General features: G+C 64.8%; 15 protein-coding genes. 8 read left to right on the top strand and 7 right to left on the bottom strand.

Annotated elements, in window-relative coordinates; genetic code table 11:
- The first annotated feature begins 24 nt into the window (after positions 1–24).
- The 7 genes from KF857_04445 (at position 25) to KF857_04415 (ending at position 6,200) form a co-directional block, all read left to right on the top strand.
- On the top strand, positions 25–1,806 hold the full coding sequence (locus tag KF857_04445) for a BamA/TamA family outer membrane protein (GenBank protein ID MBX3111237.1): 1,782 nt from the start codon (positions 25–27) through the stop codon (positions 1,804–1,806).
- A 41-nt stretch (positions 1,807–1,847) separates the two neighbouring features.
- Positions 1,848–2,486: an OmpH family outer membrane protein gene (locus KF857_04440; GenBank protein ID MBX3111236.1), complete on the top strand. Its 639-nt coding sequence runs from the start codon at positions 1,848–1,850 to the stop codon at positions 2,484–2,486.
- Complete coding sequence (locus KF857_04435) at positions 2,473–3,462, top strand: hypothetical protein (protein MBX3111235.1); 990 nt, start codon at positions 2,473–2,475, stop codon at positions 3,460–3,462. Before KF857_04440 ends, KF857_04435 begins: the two co-directional genes overlap by 14 nt.
- Positions 3,432–4,466 (top strand): UDP-3-O-(3-hydroxymyristoyl)glucosamine N-acyltransferase, encoded by a 1,035-nt coding sequence (gene lpxD, locus KF857_04430; protein ID MBX3111234.1) that lies wholly within the window; start codon positions 3,432–3,434, stop codon positions 4,464–4,466. Before KF857_04435 ends, lpxD begins: the two co-directional genes overlap by 31 nt.
- Positions 4,463–5,281, top strand: coding sequence for a UDP-3-O-acyl-N-acetylglucosamine deacetylase (locus KF857_04425; GenBank protein MBX3111233.1), 819 nt, complete (start codon positions 4,463–4,465; stop codon positions 5,279–5,281). Before lpxD ends, KF857_04425 begins: the two co-directional genes overlap by 4 nt.
- A 357-nt stretch (positions 5,282–5,638) precedes the next feature.
- Positions 5,639–5,857, top strand: coding sequence for a hypothetical protein (locus KF857_04420; GenBank protein MBX3111232.1), 219 nt, complete (start codon positions 5,639–5,641; stop codon positions 5,855–5,857).
- Positions 5,858–5,900: 43 nt separating this feature from the next.
- Positions 5,901–6,200, top strand: a complete 300-nt coding sequence (locus KF857_04415) for a hypothetical protein (protein ID MBX3111231.1) — start codon at positions 5,901–5,903, stop codon at positions 6,198–6,200.
- On the opposite strand, the gene KF857_04410 is transcribed toward KF857_04415, so the two are convergent.
- Genes KF857_04410 through glyS form a run of 3 tightly spaced genes read right to left on the bottom strand, consistent with a single transcriptional unit; the run spans position 6,201 to position 10,366 of the window.
- On the bottom strand, positions 6,201–7,739 hold the full coding sequence (locus KF857_04410) for an FAD-dependent oxidoreductase (protein ID MBX3111230.1): 1,539 nt from the start codon (positions 7,737–7,739) through the stop codon (positions 6,201–6,203).
- 5 nt (positions 7,740–7,744) lie between these two features.
- Positions 7,745–8,188 (bottom strand): OsmC family peroxiredoxin, encoded by a 444-nt coding sequence (locus tag KF857_04405; protein MBX3111229.1) that lies wholly within the window; start codon positions 8,186–8,188, stop codon positions 7,745–7,747.
- Positions 8,189–8,242: 54 nt separating this feature from the next.
- Complete coding sequence (gene glyS / locus KF857_04400; GenBank protein MBX3111228.1) at positions 8,243–10,366, bottom strand: glycine--tRNA ligase subunit beta; 2,124 nt, start codon at positions 10,364–10,366, stop codon at positions 8,243–8,245.
- 138 nt (positions 10,367–10,504) lie between these two features.
- Between glyS and KF857_04395 the strand changes: the two genes are divergently transcribed.
- Complete coding sequence (locus tag KF857_04395) at positions 10,505–11,011, top strand: hypothetical protein (GenBank protein ID MBX3111227.1); 507 nt, start codon at positions 10,505–10,507, stop codon at positions 11,009–11,011.
- 72 nt (positions 11,012–11,083) lie between these two features.
- Here the strand turns inward: KF857_04395 and KF857_04390 are convergent, their stop codons facing one another.
- The 4 genes from KF857_04390 to KF857_04375 are packed head-to-tail and all read right to left on the bottom strand — an operon-like array spanning position 11,084 to position 14,762.
- Entirely contained in the window at positions 11,084–11,821 is a 738-nt protein-coding gene (locus KF857_04390) for a hypothetical protein (GenBank protein ID MBX3111226.1), read from the bottom strand.
- Positions 11,818–12,000 (bottom strand): ubiquitin-like protein UBact, encoded by a 183-nt coding sequence (locus KF857_04385; protein ID MBX3111225.1) that lies wholly within the window; start codon positions 11,998–12,000, stop codon positions 11,818–11,820. The genes KF857_04390 and KF857_04385 overlap by 4 nt, the downstream gene beginning before the upstream one ends.
- Positions 12,001–12,007: 7 nt before the next feature.
- Entirely contained in the window at positions 12,008–13,471 is a 1,464-nt protein-coding gene (locus KF857_04380) for a proteasome accessory factor PafA2 family protein (GenBank protein MBX3111224.1), read from the bottom strand.
- A 7-nt stretch (positions 13,472–13,478) separates the two neighbouring features.
- Entirely contained in the window at positions 13,479–14,762 is a 1,284-nt protein-coding gene (locus KF857_04375; protein MBX3111223.1) for a hypothetical protein, read from the bottom strand.
- Positions 14,763–14,765: the final 3 nt, after the last annotated feature.

Genomic DNA, 14,765 nt, shown 5'->3' with positions numbered 1-14,765 from the left:
ATTCTAGGGGCGGTCGTGTTGGCCGTGGCAGCCTCGCTCGCGATGGCGCAACAGGCCCGGATCGTGTCCAAGATCACGATCAGCGGTAACAAGGAGATCAGCGAGGTCGCCATCGCGGCGGCAATGAAGCTGAAGGTCGGCTCGACCTTCACAGAAGAGGACCGCAAGTCTGACCAGGACAAGATCCTAGACCTCGGCTACTTCCGAGACGCGAAGATATTCCAGTTCCCCGCAAACGACCGTGACATCGAGCTGAAGGTCGAGGTCAGCGAATATCCCGTGATCAAGGAAGTCCGGGTCACGGGGAACCTGGCGGTCAAGGCCGCCGACATTGAAGCGGCGGTCCGCGGCGTCCAACAGATGGGCAAGATCTGGTCGTCGCGCAATGCCAGCCCCATCAAGGACGCGGTCAAGGCCCTGTACGAGAAGGAGGGCATCTTCGTCGAGTTCGAGATGGTCGGCCCCCAACTGGAGTCTCCGGGAACCCTCACGGTCGCCGTGCTGGAACCCACCATCGAGCAGATCAAGTTCCGCGGCCTCACCCGCACCAAGCCAGAGACCATCAAGCGGATGATGAAGTCCAAGCCGGGCGGCACGTTTAACCGGGAACTGCTCCGCAGCGACCTGTACGGCCTGGGGAGCACCTATTGGTTTGACGAGATCAAGCCCGACGTCCAATTGGGCGAGCGCCCCGGTGGGTACGTCGTCAACATTGATTTCAACGAGGCGCGCACGGCCCAGATCAACGCCGGTATCGCCCTGGACCCCCAGAGCCGCATCGTCGGCACGCTCAGCTATGGGGACACCAACTTCAAGGGCCTTGGCCAGAGCGTCGGCGTCCAATTGAGCCAGGCCACCGTCGGCGGCGGCCCGAGCGCCGAGTTTGGTTTCACGAACCGCTTCTATGACGCCAAAGACACGGTGATGAGCTTCCGGCTCTTCTCCAAAGTCATCTACAACTTTGCCGGAAACGGCGTCTTTGGCACCGGTGACGACCAAACCGACCAGTTCGACGAGCGGCGCACCGGCATGCAGTTGAACTTCAGCCGACCGGTCAGCAAGCGCTACCGTGTCAATCTTGGGCTCCAGGCCCGCGACGCCCGCACCATCGACCTCCAGACCACGGGGACGCAGAACTACATCCAGCAGGACGGCACTTTGGTCAGCCTGAGCCTGGGCGGCGAATATGACACGACCCGTGGGGGCGCGGAGCCCTACGCGGGCGACAATTTCAAATTGACCCTGGAGCCGGGGTACAGCAATATCACGAAGGTCGGGGGCAACGTCGCCTCGTACCAGGACCTCGTCGGCAGCAGCACGTTCCTCCGCTCGACCTTGGAGTACCGCAAGTACTGGTCGAAGACGCCGAAGCCCAAGAAGGGAGCGGCCGACCCTAACGCCGACATCGAGATCGCCCCGCGTCCGGTCATCGCGTTTCGGGCCCGCTACGGCAACATCTCCGGCACCGTGCCGTTCTTCGAGCAGTTGTTCGTCGGCGGTTCGGACTCACTCCGCGGATACACCAACCAGCGCTTTTGGGGAAGCCAGTCCTTCCTCGCCACTCTCGAGTACCGGCACCCGATCCAGAAGAACTTCACCCTTGCCGCATTCGGTGACTACGGCGGAGCTTGGGGAGGGTACGGCGAGTTGAACGACTTTGAGCAATCTTCCAGTCCAAACTTGCACTTTGGATACGGGCTGGGCATCATTTTCCGGGTCCAGGGCCTTGGCGGCATCCGCGTCGACCTTGCCTTCAACCAAGAGGGTGGTTCCAGGACCCACTTCTCATTCGGCCAAAGTTTCTGAAACGGGAGACCAGGGAAGGAGTCCGACAGGTAGTGACCTTTATGAGCAAAAACCACGCAATCGCACTGGCCGCGGCCGCCCTTCTGGGGCTCGGCCTCATGGCCTCGGCCGGCTTCCAGACCGGCCAAGACAAGTTCGCCGTCGTTGACATGAACAAGGTCATGAACGAGAGCAAGAAGGGCCAGAAGACGCGTGACAGCCTCCAAGGCAACTTCCGCCAGCGCACCGGCGTGCTGGAGTTCCTGAACACCAACGACGTCGCCACCGAGGAGCAGGCGAACCGCCTCCGCCAGTTGTCGCTCAAGGAGAACCCGACCGACGCGGACAAATCGGCTGTCGAAGCCCTGAAGGACGAGATCAAGAAGTCGGTGAAAGAGTTCAACGACCTCAACCTCAAGAGCTCACCGACTCCCGAAGACCGCACCAAGTTGGAGGGCCTCAACGCGCGCCGGAACACGATGAAGGAGAAGGTCATCCCGAGCATGCAGAAGGAGTTCGACGACGAGTTCAACGAGATGAACCGCAAAATGCAGGGCGACCTCCTGACTGCCGCCAAGGCCGCCGTCAAAGAGGTAGCAGGGAAGAAGGGTGTGACGATGGTCTTCGAGTCCAGTGTCGTCATGTTCTCAGCTAACGACTTGACCGAAGACGCCGTCAAGGCGATGGATGCCAAGGGGTAAGGCCGACCTCCGCCTTCTGGCCGTCGCCGCGGCCGGAGCCGCCGTCGCGGGTTGTGCGCCGGCCTTGGAAGCCGTCCGCCTTGACATGCCCGCGACGCCTGCCCTGGCCCGGCCCGCAACCGGGACTCCGTCCGTGGGCCGCACCATTTCCGGTGCGCATGTCAAAGTTCCTGCCGCCGAACCCCGGTCGGTAGCGTCCGATGTCGATGCCGTCCGCGTCGCCGACGCCCTGGCCGACCTACGCGAATCGCAACGCTTGGAGCTTGAGAACCTGGCGGCGAGGCTGTATGAAAAAGACCTGGAGTCCTTGCGCGCGAGCCGGGCCGACGAGCTCATGGCGGTGAACGCCGAGTACAGCAAGGAGCGGGAGAAACTGTGGGACGAACTGGCTGCCGCGTTTTATGCCCAGGCCGACGCGATGGGCCGTGACCGCATCAGGCTGGCCTGGCTGGTCGGTTTCCCTGACCCAGACCCCAACTCCCGCCGCAAGCCCCGCCGCAACGACCTGGTGGGCAAGAAAGAGCTGGAGCAGGCCGCCCTCGTCCGCAAGAGCATCGTCAAGCGTGAAGACGAGTTTTGGGCCAGGGTCGAGTTGTTGTCCTCGCCGGTCAGGAGCGCCTATGTCGACAAGCTCCGCAAGATCGCCGCGAAGTATATGGCCGCTGACGAACGGGCCAAAGAGGACGCTAAGGCCAAGGCCGCCGACATCCTGAGTGGAGCCACCTCCGATATCGAGACGCCGGGCGTCGAGTTTGGTGTCTTTGTTCCGGCCACCGGAGCCCAAGAGGTGACCCTGGCGCCCATGGGGGTCTCGGCATTGCCCAAGGAGACGAAATCCGTCGAGACGGTCCGTTCGCCAAGGGTCGAGGTCTTTTTGAAGCTGAAGAACTATCGCCTCGCCCAACCTGGCGAGAAAGCCCGCGACGTGACGGAGGAGTTCGCCCGATGGAGCCGCCAGTACAACACAAGACCCTGACCGAAATCGCCGCGGCGCTAGGAGGCACCTTGGTCGGAGACCCGGCCACCGTCGTCGTCCGGCCTGTGCCGGCCGGGAGCGACGATCCCGAGGGCATCACCTTTGCCGGTGACGAGAAGTATCTGGCCAAGGCGTTGGCGAGCGGTGTCGGCGCCGTCATTGCCCGGACAGGGTCCGATCTCCAGGGTAAGGCCGGAATCTTGGTCGACGACCCCCGGCGGGCGTTTGGTGCCGTGCTGGCGATGTCGGCCCGGCCCCTGTCGGCGCCGCCAGGGGTCCACCCCACCGCCGTCATCGACCCCACTGCGCACGTCGCTGGAAACTGCTCGATCGGGCCCTACGTCGTCGTCGGGGCCGACGCGACGGTGGCGGAAGGTTGCAAGCTCCTCGCATCCAGTTACCTCGGCCCTGGTTGCCGTCTTGGTGAAGGGACAGTGCTCATGCCCCACGCCGTCTTGGTGCAAGACGTGCAGCTCGGTCGGCGGTGCGTCGTCCACTCGGGGGCTGTCTTGGGTGCGGACGGATTCGGTTTTGTCTGGGACGGCAAACGGCAAGTCAAGGTGCCCCAGGTCGGCGGTGTCGTCATCGGCGACGATGTGGAGGTCGGGGCGAACAGTTGCGTCGACCGGGCGACCTGCGGGGCGACGACCCTTGGAGACGGCGTCAAACTTGACGACCTTGTGATGGTCGGTCACAACGTCACCGTCGGCGACCAAAGCGTCATGGCCGCCCTCGTCGGCGTCGCGGGCAGTTGCACGGTCGGTTCCCGGGTCACGATGGGCGGCCAAGTCGCCCTCGCCGACCACACCGTGGTGTGCGACGACGTCGTCCTAGGCGGCCGCACCGGTGTCATGCAAGACATCACCGAACCCGGCGCCTATCTGGGTACGCCCGCCGAGCCCGTGCGCAAGGCGATGCGCACCTACGCGCTCTTGACCAAGCTGTCTGAGGTTTTTCAGCGGGTGCGCGACCTTGAAGCGGCGGCGAAGGGGCCGAAGGCTTGACCCGGGTCGTCCCACGGCTGACCGTCGCCCGCGACGTGACGATCGCTGGCCGGGGTCTGCACTCCGGAGCCCCATGCCGCGTGGTGGTCCGGCCGTCGGGCCACGGGATCCACTTCATCTCTGGCGGCACCGCGGTCGAGGCCAATGCCGACAACGTGACCGACACGACCCGTTGCACCCGGCTGGGCCCCGTCTCGACCGTGGAGCACTGCCTGAGCGCCCTGTGGGGTCTGGGGGTCACCGACGCCGCGGTCGAAGTCGAAGGCGGCGAGTTGCCTGGCCTTGACGGTTCGGCGCTACCCTACGTCACCGCGCTCCGGGAAGCCGGCTTCTTGGGTGTCGGTGAACTCCATGTCGACGGCCCGTTCAGTCGGGTCTACCACGTGGACGGTCCGGTGAAGGTCGCGATGGCGACCGGCGAAGGGCGGTGGCGCTACACCTATGACTTGGGTGAGCGGTGGCCGGGTGAGCAGTCGTTCGAGACCGACCTCCACGCCGGGCCCTATGCCGCCGAGGTCGCCCCGGCACGCACGATCGTCCTGGAGGAAGAGATCGACTTGGCCCGACGCGCCGGATTGGGGCAGGGATTGGACGAGGGCGGGGTCGTCGCCATCGGCAAGTCTGGCTACATGACCGACGTCCGTTACCCCGACGAGCCAGCCCGGCACAAACTACTCGACTTGGTCGGCGACCTCGCTCTCAGCGGCGTCCCCGCCGCGGTCCTCAATGTGACTGCCGACCGGAGCGGCCACCGGACCAATGTCGAGGCCGCGTCCAAGCTCGCCAGGCATGTCCGCGTCCGCCGCGTGCCCTAGGTAATTCATCGAGGCTTGTGTGATAAAGTCATATTTTGTCATACATATGTCGCAGACTGTGCTACGATATGGTCAGGTCGCTCGTCCCTCAAGTTGAAGAGAGTCCAGACAGACTGACTTCACGGAGAAATCCGCGGCAGCCACCTGACCGAAGCGGACGAGAGAACAGATCGGCGCCTGAGGCTCTGGCTTTGGCAAGGCCAAATTCAAAGCAGCCCTGTGCTTGTACGGCAGGGAACCTTTGGAGACCTAATTGCAGGTAACCGATCACTTGTCTCTGTTATGGCGGTTCGCCGCCACCACGGAGGTAATGGAATGACAAAGACCACACCACAACTCAATAGGCTCACGATCACTGTGCCGAGCGGCCTTGTCAGCCAGATCGACATGCAACTTGAAAAAGGCGAGTTTGCTAGTGTTTCAGAGTGGATTCGACACGCCATCCGAGAACAGTTGAAGCGGGAAGAGGACACCTTGGAGCGGCTGTTCGCCGAAAACCCGAAGGCAAGGGAGAGTTGGAACGACCTTTTGGCGGGGCGCACGAAGCCAGTGGATCTGAGCAGGTTCGAAGACTAAAGAACGTAGCACGCGCGTGCTCCGATGCGGTGGGGGGATTCGAATGCGCCAGTCCAACGCCTTTGAAGACGAACTGAACAATGTCATTGACCGCCTGACAGAACTTGGTGCATCAACAAGGGAGGTTCGCCGTGACCTTCTGTTGTCGATGACACGACTCAGTGACGACCTTCATGCCGGTCACTTTTATGACAAGCGCGACGGAGTGGCCGCTTTCCGGATAGTCGTGGGCAAGTATCGTCTGGCCAGCGGGTTGGACGCAAGGCTTGCTCTGATTTACACAAAAGAAGACGGTGGACTCTTGGCCTGGCCAAGGATCGAACATGTCGAGGTGGAAGGTTGATCACAAGGCCCCAAGCCGCGGCCAATGGGTCTCGATGCCCTCATTGCGGCAAAGAGCCTGGAAGTCCTCTAAGCGGGTGGCCCGCACCGCTTGGGGCGAGAGCCGTTCGCGCAGGCAAAACCACGCCAGCAACCCCGCCGCCTCGCCGATGTTCCACTCCACCGGATGAAGCCGGTAGCAACCGTTGGTCACGTGCGTCGTGCCGATGTTCTTGCCCGCGGGGAGAAGGTTCGTCATTCTAACGGGGACAAGGGCCCCGAGGGGGATGTGGAACGGCAAAGCAGAGATGTCGACCGTTCCCCGCCCGTTCGTCGAGGGGTGGAGGTCGATACGGTAGGCCCCGACCCCTACCGACTCCCCGTCGTTCGGAGCCCGGTCACAACCAGGGTTCGTCTCGGGCGACACGTCCTGTTCCCTCACCGTGACCTCGGCGCGGACCCGGCGTGACTCGCGGATGTAGGGGGCCTGGCACAGGCCGTCATCGGTCCCGACCAAGTCTCCCGCCAGGCGGAGGTTGGGGTAGCCCTGCTCGGTCTGGAGCCAATGCACCAGGCTCAAGGTCAATTGTCTGGCGGCAGAAAGCCGTTCGGAAACCGTACTGTCGTCCACGTCAAGGACGGTGCCGGCATAGTAGTCGTTCATCGGCCAGTTGACGATGGTCGCGGGTGCCGGGGCACCGCGGCGGTACAGAGAGGGGTCGACAATCTGCCGGTAGGTGAAGAGGTTGAACCCGCCATTGCCGAGGAGGGGGAAGTCCATGACCGTCCCTTTCTGGACATGGAGCATCTTGAAAGACAGGAGCTTGTCGGGCCAACCGGGGGGTCGGTAGGCGCGCCAGAAGTCGTACTGGGCGGGCCGGTCGGTCGTGAAGTCGCCGTCGGGGCAGAGTTCAAGCGCGGCGCACCAGGTCAGTCCCTGGACGTTGTCTGGTTCGGCGTCCCCCGCCAGGGCGTGAGGCTCGTCGGTCTCCCGTTGGCTTTCCGCGCCCACGACGTACTCGGCGCCGCTGAGGGGAAGGAGTTCGCCCGTCTCCGTCGCGTCGAGGACAAACCGGGCGTCCACTTCCAGGGTGGCGCCTTCGTCGTTGACAAAGCCGACGACCCCGATCCGGTCGCCCAGGGTCTCGCACGATTCGACCCTATACCCCAGGCGTAGATCCAGGCCGGGCCACGCTCCGGCATCGTCCAGCATCCGCAAGAGGACGGCGTGCCCGTCGGACGGGCGGTGACAGAGTCGGCTGACCCACCCGCCGCCAGGGTTCAGCCTGGGGTCGTTCCGGGCGGAGACCGTCAGCCGAGGGTCGGCCTGGACGGCCCGCCTCACCCGGGACCGATAGTCGCGGTACCGCGCCGTACACCCAAACTGTTCGATCCAGGGGTGCTCGTCGGGGGGGACTCCCTGGGAGGTGAGTTGGCCCCCGACCCAGGGGTATCGCTCGACCATGACGACCCTGAGCCCCTTGCCTGCCAGGGCCAAGGCGGCGGCGACACCACCGGTGCCGCCGCCACAAACCAGGACGTCACAGTCGAGCCGTTCCACCGCTGTCAGGCCAGTCGGGCGTTCAGGACGATCTCGGGAACGGCGGCCAGAGCCTTGGAAATCGGGCAACCGGTCTTGGCCGCGGCAGCTTTCTCCAGAAACTCCGCCTCGGTGACGCCGGGTACCACGCCCACGAGGTCAAGCACGATCTTCGTGATCGTGGCCCCGTCGCCCGGGTCGGCCAGGGTCACCTTGGCGGTGCATTCCAATCGGGTGGCGGTGTGGCCCGCCGCCGCGAGCTGGGCGCTGGTGGCCATGGCGAAACAGGCGCTGTGCGCCGCCGCGATCAGTTCCTCGGGCGTCGTGTCTGGCCCAGAGCCGAACCGCGAGTCATAGCTGTACGGCCCGGCGAACTTGCCGCTCCCCAGGGCGACATGGCCCTTACCCTCGCGGAGGTTGCCCTCCCACTTGGCGTCGGCGTGACGGACGGCGATTTCTTTGGTCGACATGGTGGTTCCTTGGCGGAGAATCTCCGCCAGGCACCCAGCATACGCCCCCCTTTGTCAGCCTTCGATGACGATGCGCCCAAAGTCCGCGACTTGGTTGAGCGTCCGCTCGACGGCGACAAGGACCTCGAAGTTGTTGCGGCGTTGGGCGTCGTCGTCGGTCAGCACCATCCGGCCCTCGAAAAACGCGTTGATCGGCCCGGCGAGGCTCGCCAGCATCCGGGTGGCCTGGCTGGCGTCACCGCCCAAAAGGGACGCCCACGCCTCGGCCCAGTCCATCGCGAAGTCTTCGGAGATGATGCCGTCGGCCAGTCCGATCAGGGCGATCGGGGACTTGGCGTAGGCGGCGTCCACCTCTTGGCCCAGTCCCTTCTTTCGGGCCGCCGCAAGGATGCTCGACGGCCGCGCGAGGGCTTGGACAAGGGCGGGGTCTGCCTTCACCGCCTGGGTCGCTTGGCAGCAGGACTTGAGCCGGACCGGGTCGAGCAGTTTCTCGACCCTCGCGGTCGGATGGCGTTCGTCGGTGGTCGCTTCGGCGACCGCGAGCCGCACGTCGTAATCGAACTCGGTCAGCAGGGCCTCATACCTTCCGACAAAGATGTCGACAAGCGCGAGGCCGGCCGCCTCAGTGTCGAGGACAACGCTGGGCAGGTGGGCCGCGTAGCCATGGCACGCTTCCTTCCAGAGGACGTCATAGCCGTGGAACGTCTTTGTGCCGCCGACCGCCCACGCCGCCTCGATCAACATGGTGACGGCCCGCCTCAGGCCATAGGGGTCACTGCTTCCGGTCGGCACCAGGCCGACGCCCAGAAAGCCGGCGAGTTTGTCCAATTGGTCGGCGGCCACCAAGGCCAGGGCGGTGGTCCGGGCGTGCCCGTCGGCCAGCCGGGTCGCCGCGGCGACGTCATACTGGGCGCCGACCGCCGCACACGTCGCATCCGGGAGCCCCTCTCGCCGGGCGTATTCCGCCCCGACCAAGCCCTGCAGACTGGCCAGTTCGCCGACCAAGCCGGTGCTCAGGTCGGCCTTCGCGTAGGTGCCGGCCAACCGGGCGTCTTCGACTTGGGCGGGGTCGCCCCCGGCGGCAAGGTAGACCGCCGCCGTCAGGTCGGCCAGCCGGGCCACGCGGTCGTGGACGCTGCCCAGCTTCTCCTGAAACGCCATCCGTCGGGTTTTCTCCAGGAACGAGTCCAGATCGCTGCGCTTGTCCTCGTCGTAGAAGAACTTTGCGTCGTTGAACCGGGCGTTAAGGACCCACTCGTTGCCAGCCCGGACCGACTTCTCTTCGCCCGCGTTGCGTACGGAGACGAACTTGGCCGCGAGCCTGCCGTCTTTGCCGCGGACAGGAAAAAACCGCTCGTGCTTGGCCATGGCGGTGACCAGCACCGGTTCGGGCAGGTCCAGGTAGCTGGCCGGAAAGGTGCCTTCATGGCAGACGGGCCATTCCGTCAAGAAGACGTTCTCGTCGACCAGGGCCGGAGACAGTTCCGGGGTGCCCGAAGCGACCTTGGCGGCCTGCTCGCGGATCAGCTTTTCCCGGACCGCGGGGTCTGGCTCGACATTCCGCTTTCGGAGCCCGGCCAGGAGCGAGTCCCACGTCTTGGCGGCGAAGGGTGCGGGGAAATCGAACCGGTGGCCCCGGCTCTGGAGCCCAGACTCCACGCCTTCGATCTCAAACCCCACCACTTGGCCGCCCAGTGACGCCAAGAGCCACCGGACCGGGCGGGCGAACCGCATGCGCCCCTGGCCCCACCGCATTGTCTTGTCGAACGTCATCGCCTTGACCGCGGCGGGCAGCACTTCGGCCAGGACCTCTTTGGCCGTGCGGCCCTTGACCTCCTTATCGGCCCACAGGTACTCGCCGTCGTTGCGCAGGTCGGCGGGGGTCACGCCGTTCGACCGGCAGAACCCTTCCAGAGCCTTTGTCGGGACGCCTTCCGCGTCGAACGCCGCCTTCACCGAAGGCCCTCGGGTCTCCTTTCTGGTGTCGGCCTGCCCCGCCGCGACGCCTTCGACCCCCACCAAAAGGCGCCTTGGCGTGCCCATCGAGCGCGACGGCCCGTGCGCCAGCCCCGCCTCGTCCAGCCGACGGACGATTTCGGCCTCCAGTTGCTCGTACGCACGCTTGACGCAATTGGCCGGCAACTCCTCGCAACCCAGTTCAAAGAGCAGGTCGGGCATCGACCAGCGAGTCTACCGGGTAGGCTTGGCAGCGGACGTGTCCGTGAGGCCAGTTGACCTTTGTCGCAGGTTCAAGTAGAATACGAGCGCCTGAGAGATCGAGGCATGTCTGGCAAGACACGGAGGATCACAAAAAGCATGAAAAAGCTTCTCGCCTTGGCCGCCATCGGACTGGCTGCTGTCAGCAACGCCCAATGGAACACGCCGACTAACGTTTCGTTCCGCATCGGCTGGGTCTATCCCATCGACGCGGGCCTGCGCGACATCGCTCCGAACTACATCGGTGCCGGCGTCGACTACTATCCTGACTTCCAACTGATCAAGGGCAACGGCGAGACTTACCTCTCGTTCGACTGGATCGGCAAGTCGGGCAGTGGCGCCAAGGGCAACCTGTTCCCGATCCTGCTGAACCACAAGTTCTATGCCGCCGGATCGACGCCGAACGAGCCGCGCTCCTATTTCTCCCTGGGTGCCGGTGTGGCGATCGTCGACGTGACGAGCACCAACACGGTCTTGGCGATGAAGGTCGGGGCTGGCCGAGAGCTCAACCAGAACCTGTTCTTTGAGGGCAACCTCTTCTACACCGATTCCTCGGGCGGCGTCCACGGCACCAGCCTGGGCGTCTACCTCGGCTACCGGTTCTAACTCCGGACAGAGTGACATCCTGCTGGCCGCGCTTCTGGGAGGCGCGGCCAGCGTTGTTTCAGTGTCTATGGGTCAGGTGAGGACGGCTTCGGCGTGGGGCCGGATGTCGTCGTCCGTCAGTTTGCGGACGCCTTGCGCCGTAAGCACGGTGACCGACGGTAGGTGCTTCCGAAATCCGCCGGTCGCCGAGTCCATTTCTGCGGCGATGTCCAACATCGTCAGGCCGTCGCGGAGCACGTCGTCCTGAGGACGGGTGTGCCAAGCCCCCTTCGTCCGCGAGATGAACTCGAAGACACCCCGTATCCGTTCTGACCCGCTTCCCGCCGACGCATAATCCGCGCTCAGGAACCGTCCACCCGCGGTGTCGAAGAAGTACACGCCGAACGAACCCGTCTTCGCGTCATAGTTGGCCGCGATCGGCACAAAGAGGCCGATTCCCTGCATGGCCATGGGGAGGTTCGAGGCCAGCGCACGGCTGATCTCCATCAGCTTGCCCTCCGCCGAGATCTCGACCATGTTCATCCGTTCGTAGTACTTGAAGGCGTGCTTCAGGTAGCGGCAGACCTCGATGGACCTCGCGTAAGCACCGCTGATCGCGACCACGACCGTGTCGTCCAGGGCCTCGATCTTCTCGGCCTGCTCATACATGATCAGGTTGCCCATCGTCGCCCTGCGGTCGGCCATGACCAAGACCCCTTGGTCGAACCTTAGGGCCAAGACAGTGGTGCCGTGGACTTCGTCGGGGCCGGCGGGGATCTTGCCGAGGTCGAATCCGACCAGTTCGGCAAATGACTTCGGCCCGCTGGTCATTGTCCCGACCGCTGGCGGTATTTCTTCGCCTGGTCCGGGTCCACGTTCTTCATGCGGCGGAGCAACTCGTTCGGTGCCTTGGGCCGGTCGATGCCGGGCTTACCTGGGCCGCCCTCGTCGCCGAGCTTGCGGCTGGGCTCGGGCTCGGCCGGTCGTGTCGTCCTGTCAATGTTGACCATATCCTTGTTATCTGTCCTGCACCAGCGCGCAGAACTCCTCCCATGATTCTACGTCGGCCAGGCCCGGATTGAAGTCTCCCACCGGATCAAGACGCAGGTCGACCGTGCCGTCGGGCCCCTGGAAGGCGAGTGATCCCCAGCTGGCCGCCCGGACATGGCGGCCGAACTTGGACGTGGCCAGCCCACGGGCCCAGGGTCGGGTGCCGACGGTTGCGGGCAGGACTGCGGGGACCGGGCTGGGCTCACCGTCGACCTCTCCGGCTTCCACTAGGGCGTCGAACAAGCTCTCGGCCGGGTCGATGTCGCAGTAGGCCAAGTCCAGCGATTGCATCGCGGGGTGGTGCCAGGCCAGACCCTCGTCCTCGCGGAACTGGTCGAGCAACCACCGCTTCGCCGCCCAGTCCACGTTCCGCCGGAACAGGTCGGAGCCGTTTGCCCGGGCCTCCAGCAAGTCCCGGCACTCTGCCACCGTGGCCAAGGTTTCCTCGTCTGGGGCCGCTAGACGCTCCGCCGCGTCCAAGTACGACTCGACCACCAGGCGCGGGGTCGTCCAGCTGGACCCCTCCAAGCCGATCCGCCCCTCGTCATCGACGGCGCGGCTGACCTCGGCGAACGACCGGACCGGGTCGGACAGCCGCCAGGTCGGCACGGCGTCGGCCTCGACGAGGGCCAGAGCCAGGCGGACCAATGCGACCTTGCGGCGGGTGCAGCCGAACATACGGTTCGCGTCGCCGCAGATCACGTGGAGGCGTACCCACTGAGAGGGGTCGGCGTGGGGTTCGTCACGGGTATTGAAGACCGGGCGGCGGTACAAGGTCTCGATGTTTGCCGGCTCGACAAAGAAGTCCGCGCGCTGGCTCATTTGGAACGGGCAGGCCGACCCGTGTTCGTAGCCGACCTTGCCCGCCCCGGTCAAGACCTGCCGGCTGACAAACAACGGGACGAGTGCCTGAAAGAGCCTCTCGAACCCTACCCGCCGGGGCACGAGGTAGCTCTCGTGCGTCCCGTAGCTCGCCCCGTGGAAGTCGGTGTTGTTCTTGTAGACCTTGACCTTTCGCCCGGTCTGCCGGGCGAAGGCGGCGGCGGCGGCGGCCACGACCTGCTCACCGGCTTTGTCGTGACGGGCCAGCTCGTGGGCTCCGCGGCATTCAGGGGTGGCGAACTCGGGGTGCCCGTGGTCGTTGTAGAACCTCGCTCCGTTGGGCAGGATGCGGTCCGAACGCACCTCTTGGTCGCCGGGCCGGGCCCGGCCCGCGTCAAACCGGGCGTCCTCCGGGTCGTAGGCGAGGTGCTCGACTTGGAACCCGCGCAGGTCGCTGCGCGGCGACTCAAACCGGTAGTCCCAACCAACAAAGCACTCGCCCGGATAACTCCGGACGAGTGCCATGGAATCGTCGATCTGTTCTTCGGCGCCCCGCCCCTCGACGCTCAGACCGTATTCGGTCTCAAGCCCGACCAGGACTGGGTGCATCTTGTCCTTAGCGGAAGACGAGGAAGTCGCCCGACGTCGGGAACGGCCAACCGGCCGGCGGCGTGTTCATCGTGAACTTGCCGTTGATGACCAGGTTGCCGATCTTGGAGAAGTCGCTGAACGTGCCCGTGGCCGTCGTGGTCGGTGCACCGAGCTCCTTGATCGGGTGCAGCGTCACGGTGCCGGTCGAGCCGCTCAGGGTCACGGTGCCGTACCACAGGGCCGAGACACCCGCGCCGCTCTTGTTGAAGGCGACGACCTGGTGTTGGCCGTTAGCCTTGGTCGTCGGCAGGACGAGCATCGAGAAGTCGGGGACGTCGCTCAGCACTTCGGTGTAGGAGCGCCAGATGCCTTGGACGGCGATGATCGACAAGGCCGTCGGCGGCGTGCCGCGCGGGTCGGGCTCGTAGACGTTGTAGGTGCCGGGGGCCGGCTGCCCTGCGATCGTCACCGGCGGGGTGATGACGCCGCTCTCCACAAAGTTCTGGGAGTAGAGGTCAAACGAGTTGGCCGTGCTCATGCCACGGGAGATACCGGTCTGGTCGCCAGTGAACATGGCCTTGTCGGCCGGGCCACCCGATTGCATCTGCGGCCGGTCGGCGGCGGCCATCGAACTCATGTCGAACGCGACGAAGTCGCTGAGAAACCCGGGGAGGGCGGTGAGTCCGGCCGGCAGGTTGTCGTTGTTCCAACCGGCTTGGTCGAAAACGATGTCGCCGCCCGACATGCTGATCGACGAGTCGTTGAGATAGGTCTGGACGGTCGTCTGGCGCCCGGCCACCAAGGTCGCGTTGATCGGGAGGCCCGGAAGTTGGACGGGGAGACCAGAGTACAAGGAGACGACGTGGCCGAACTGGTCTTCCACGCCGTAGTCCCACACCTGGAGATAGAGGTCGGTGAAGTTCTTGGCGAAGACACCGTCACCCAGGTCCTGGGTGAACGTGGTGTTGTTCATCGTGTAGCCGCCGAGATTGCAGCTGATACCGTCCAAGGTGCCTTGGAACACGGTCGGCACGGTGTCGATCGTGCCCCGGCCCCATTGAAAGATGTTGAACGTGGCGTGGTTGTCGCCAGAACTGCGGCGTCCTTGCCCCGACAAGATGACGATGTTGGCCTGGGCGGCGCGGCTTGGCAAGTTCACCGTCGCCAACTGCCGGCCTGTCGTGCCGGTCGTCGTCCCACTTGTCGTGCCGCTCGTTGTGCCGGATGTCGTCCCGACGATGCCTCCGTTACCACCCGTGCAACCCACGACGACGGCACCGGCCAAAAATGCGATCAGCCACTTCTTCAAGGC

This window comes from Fimbriimonadaceae bacterium, from assembly GCA_019638795.1.
Taxonomy (GTDB): domain Bacteria; phylum Armatimonadota; class Fimbriimonadia; order Fimbriimonadales; family Fimbriimonadaceae; genus JAHBTB01.
Note: the sequence above shows the minus strand (reverse complement) of the source record. Positions and strands in the feature narration are given on the sequence as shown.

Coding starts and splice junctions, on each gene's coding strand:
- lpxD (MBX3111234.1), top strand. CDS start 3,432: ATGGAGCCGCCAGTACAACACAAGACCCTGACCGAAATCGCCGCGGCG.
- glyS (MBX3111228.1), bottom strand. CDS start 10,366: ATGCCCGACCTGCTCTTTGAACTGGGTTGCGAGGAGTTGCCGGCCAAT.
- KF857_04435 (MBX3111235.1), top strand. CDS start 2,473: ATGCCAAGGGGTAAGGCCGACCTCCGCCTTCTGGCCGTCGCCGCGGCC.
- KF857_04395 (MBX3111227.1), top strand. CDS start 10,505: ATGAAAAAGCTTCTCGCCTTGGCCGCCATCGGACTGGCTGCTGTCAGC.
- KF857_04405 (MBX3111229.1), bottom strand. CDS start 8,188: ATGTCGACCAAAGAAATCGCCGTCCGTCACGCCGACGCCAAGTGGGAG.
- KF857_04390 (MBX3111226.1), bottom strand. CDS start 11,821: ATGACCAGCGGGCCGAAGTCATTTGCCGAACTGGTCGGATTCGACCTC.
- KF857_04440 (MBX3111236.1), top strand. CDS start 1,848: ATGAGCAAAAACCACGCAATCGCACTGGCCGCGGCCGCCCTTCTGGGG.
- KF857_04415 (MBX3111231.1), top strand. CDS start 5,901: ATGCGCCAGTCCAACGCCTTTGAAGACGAACTGAACAATGTCATTGAC.
- KF857_04385 (MBX3111225.1), bottom strand. CDS start 12,000: ATGGTCAACATTGACAGGACGACACGACCGGCCGAGCCCGAGCCCAGC.
- KF857_04380 (MBX3111224.1), bottom strand. CDS start 13,471: ATGCACCCAGTCCTGGTCGGGCTTGAGACCGAATACGGTCTGAGCGTC.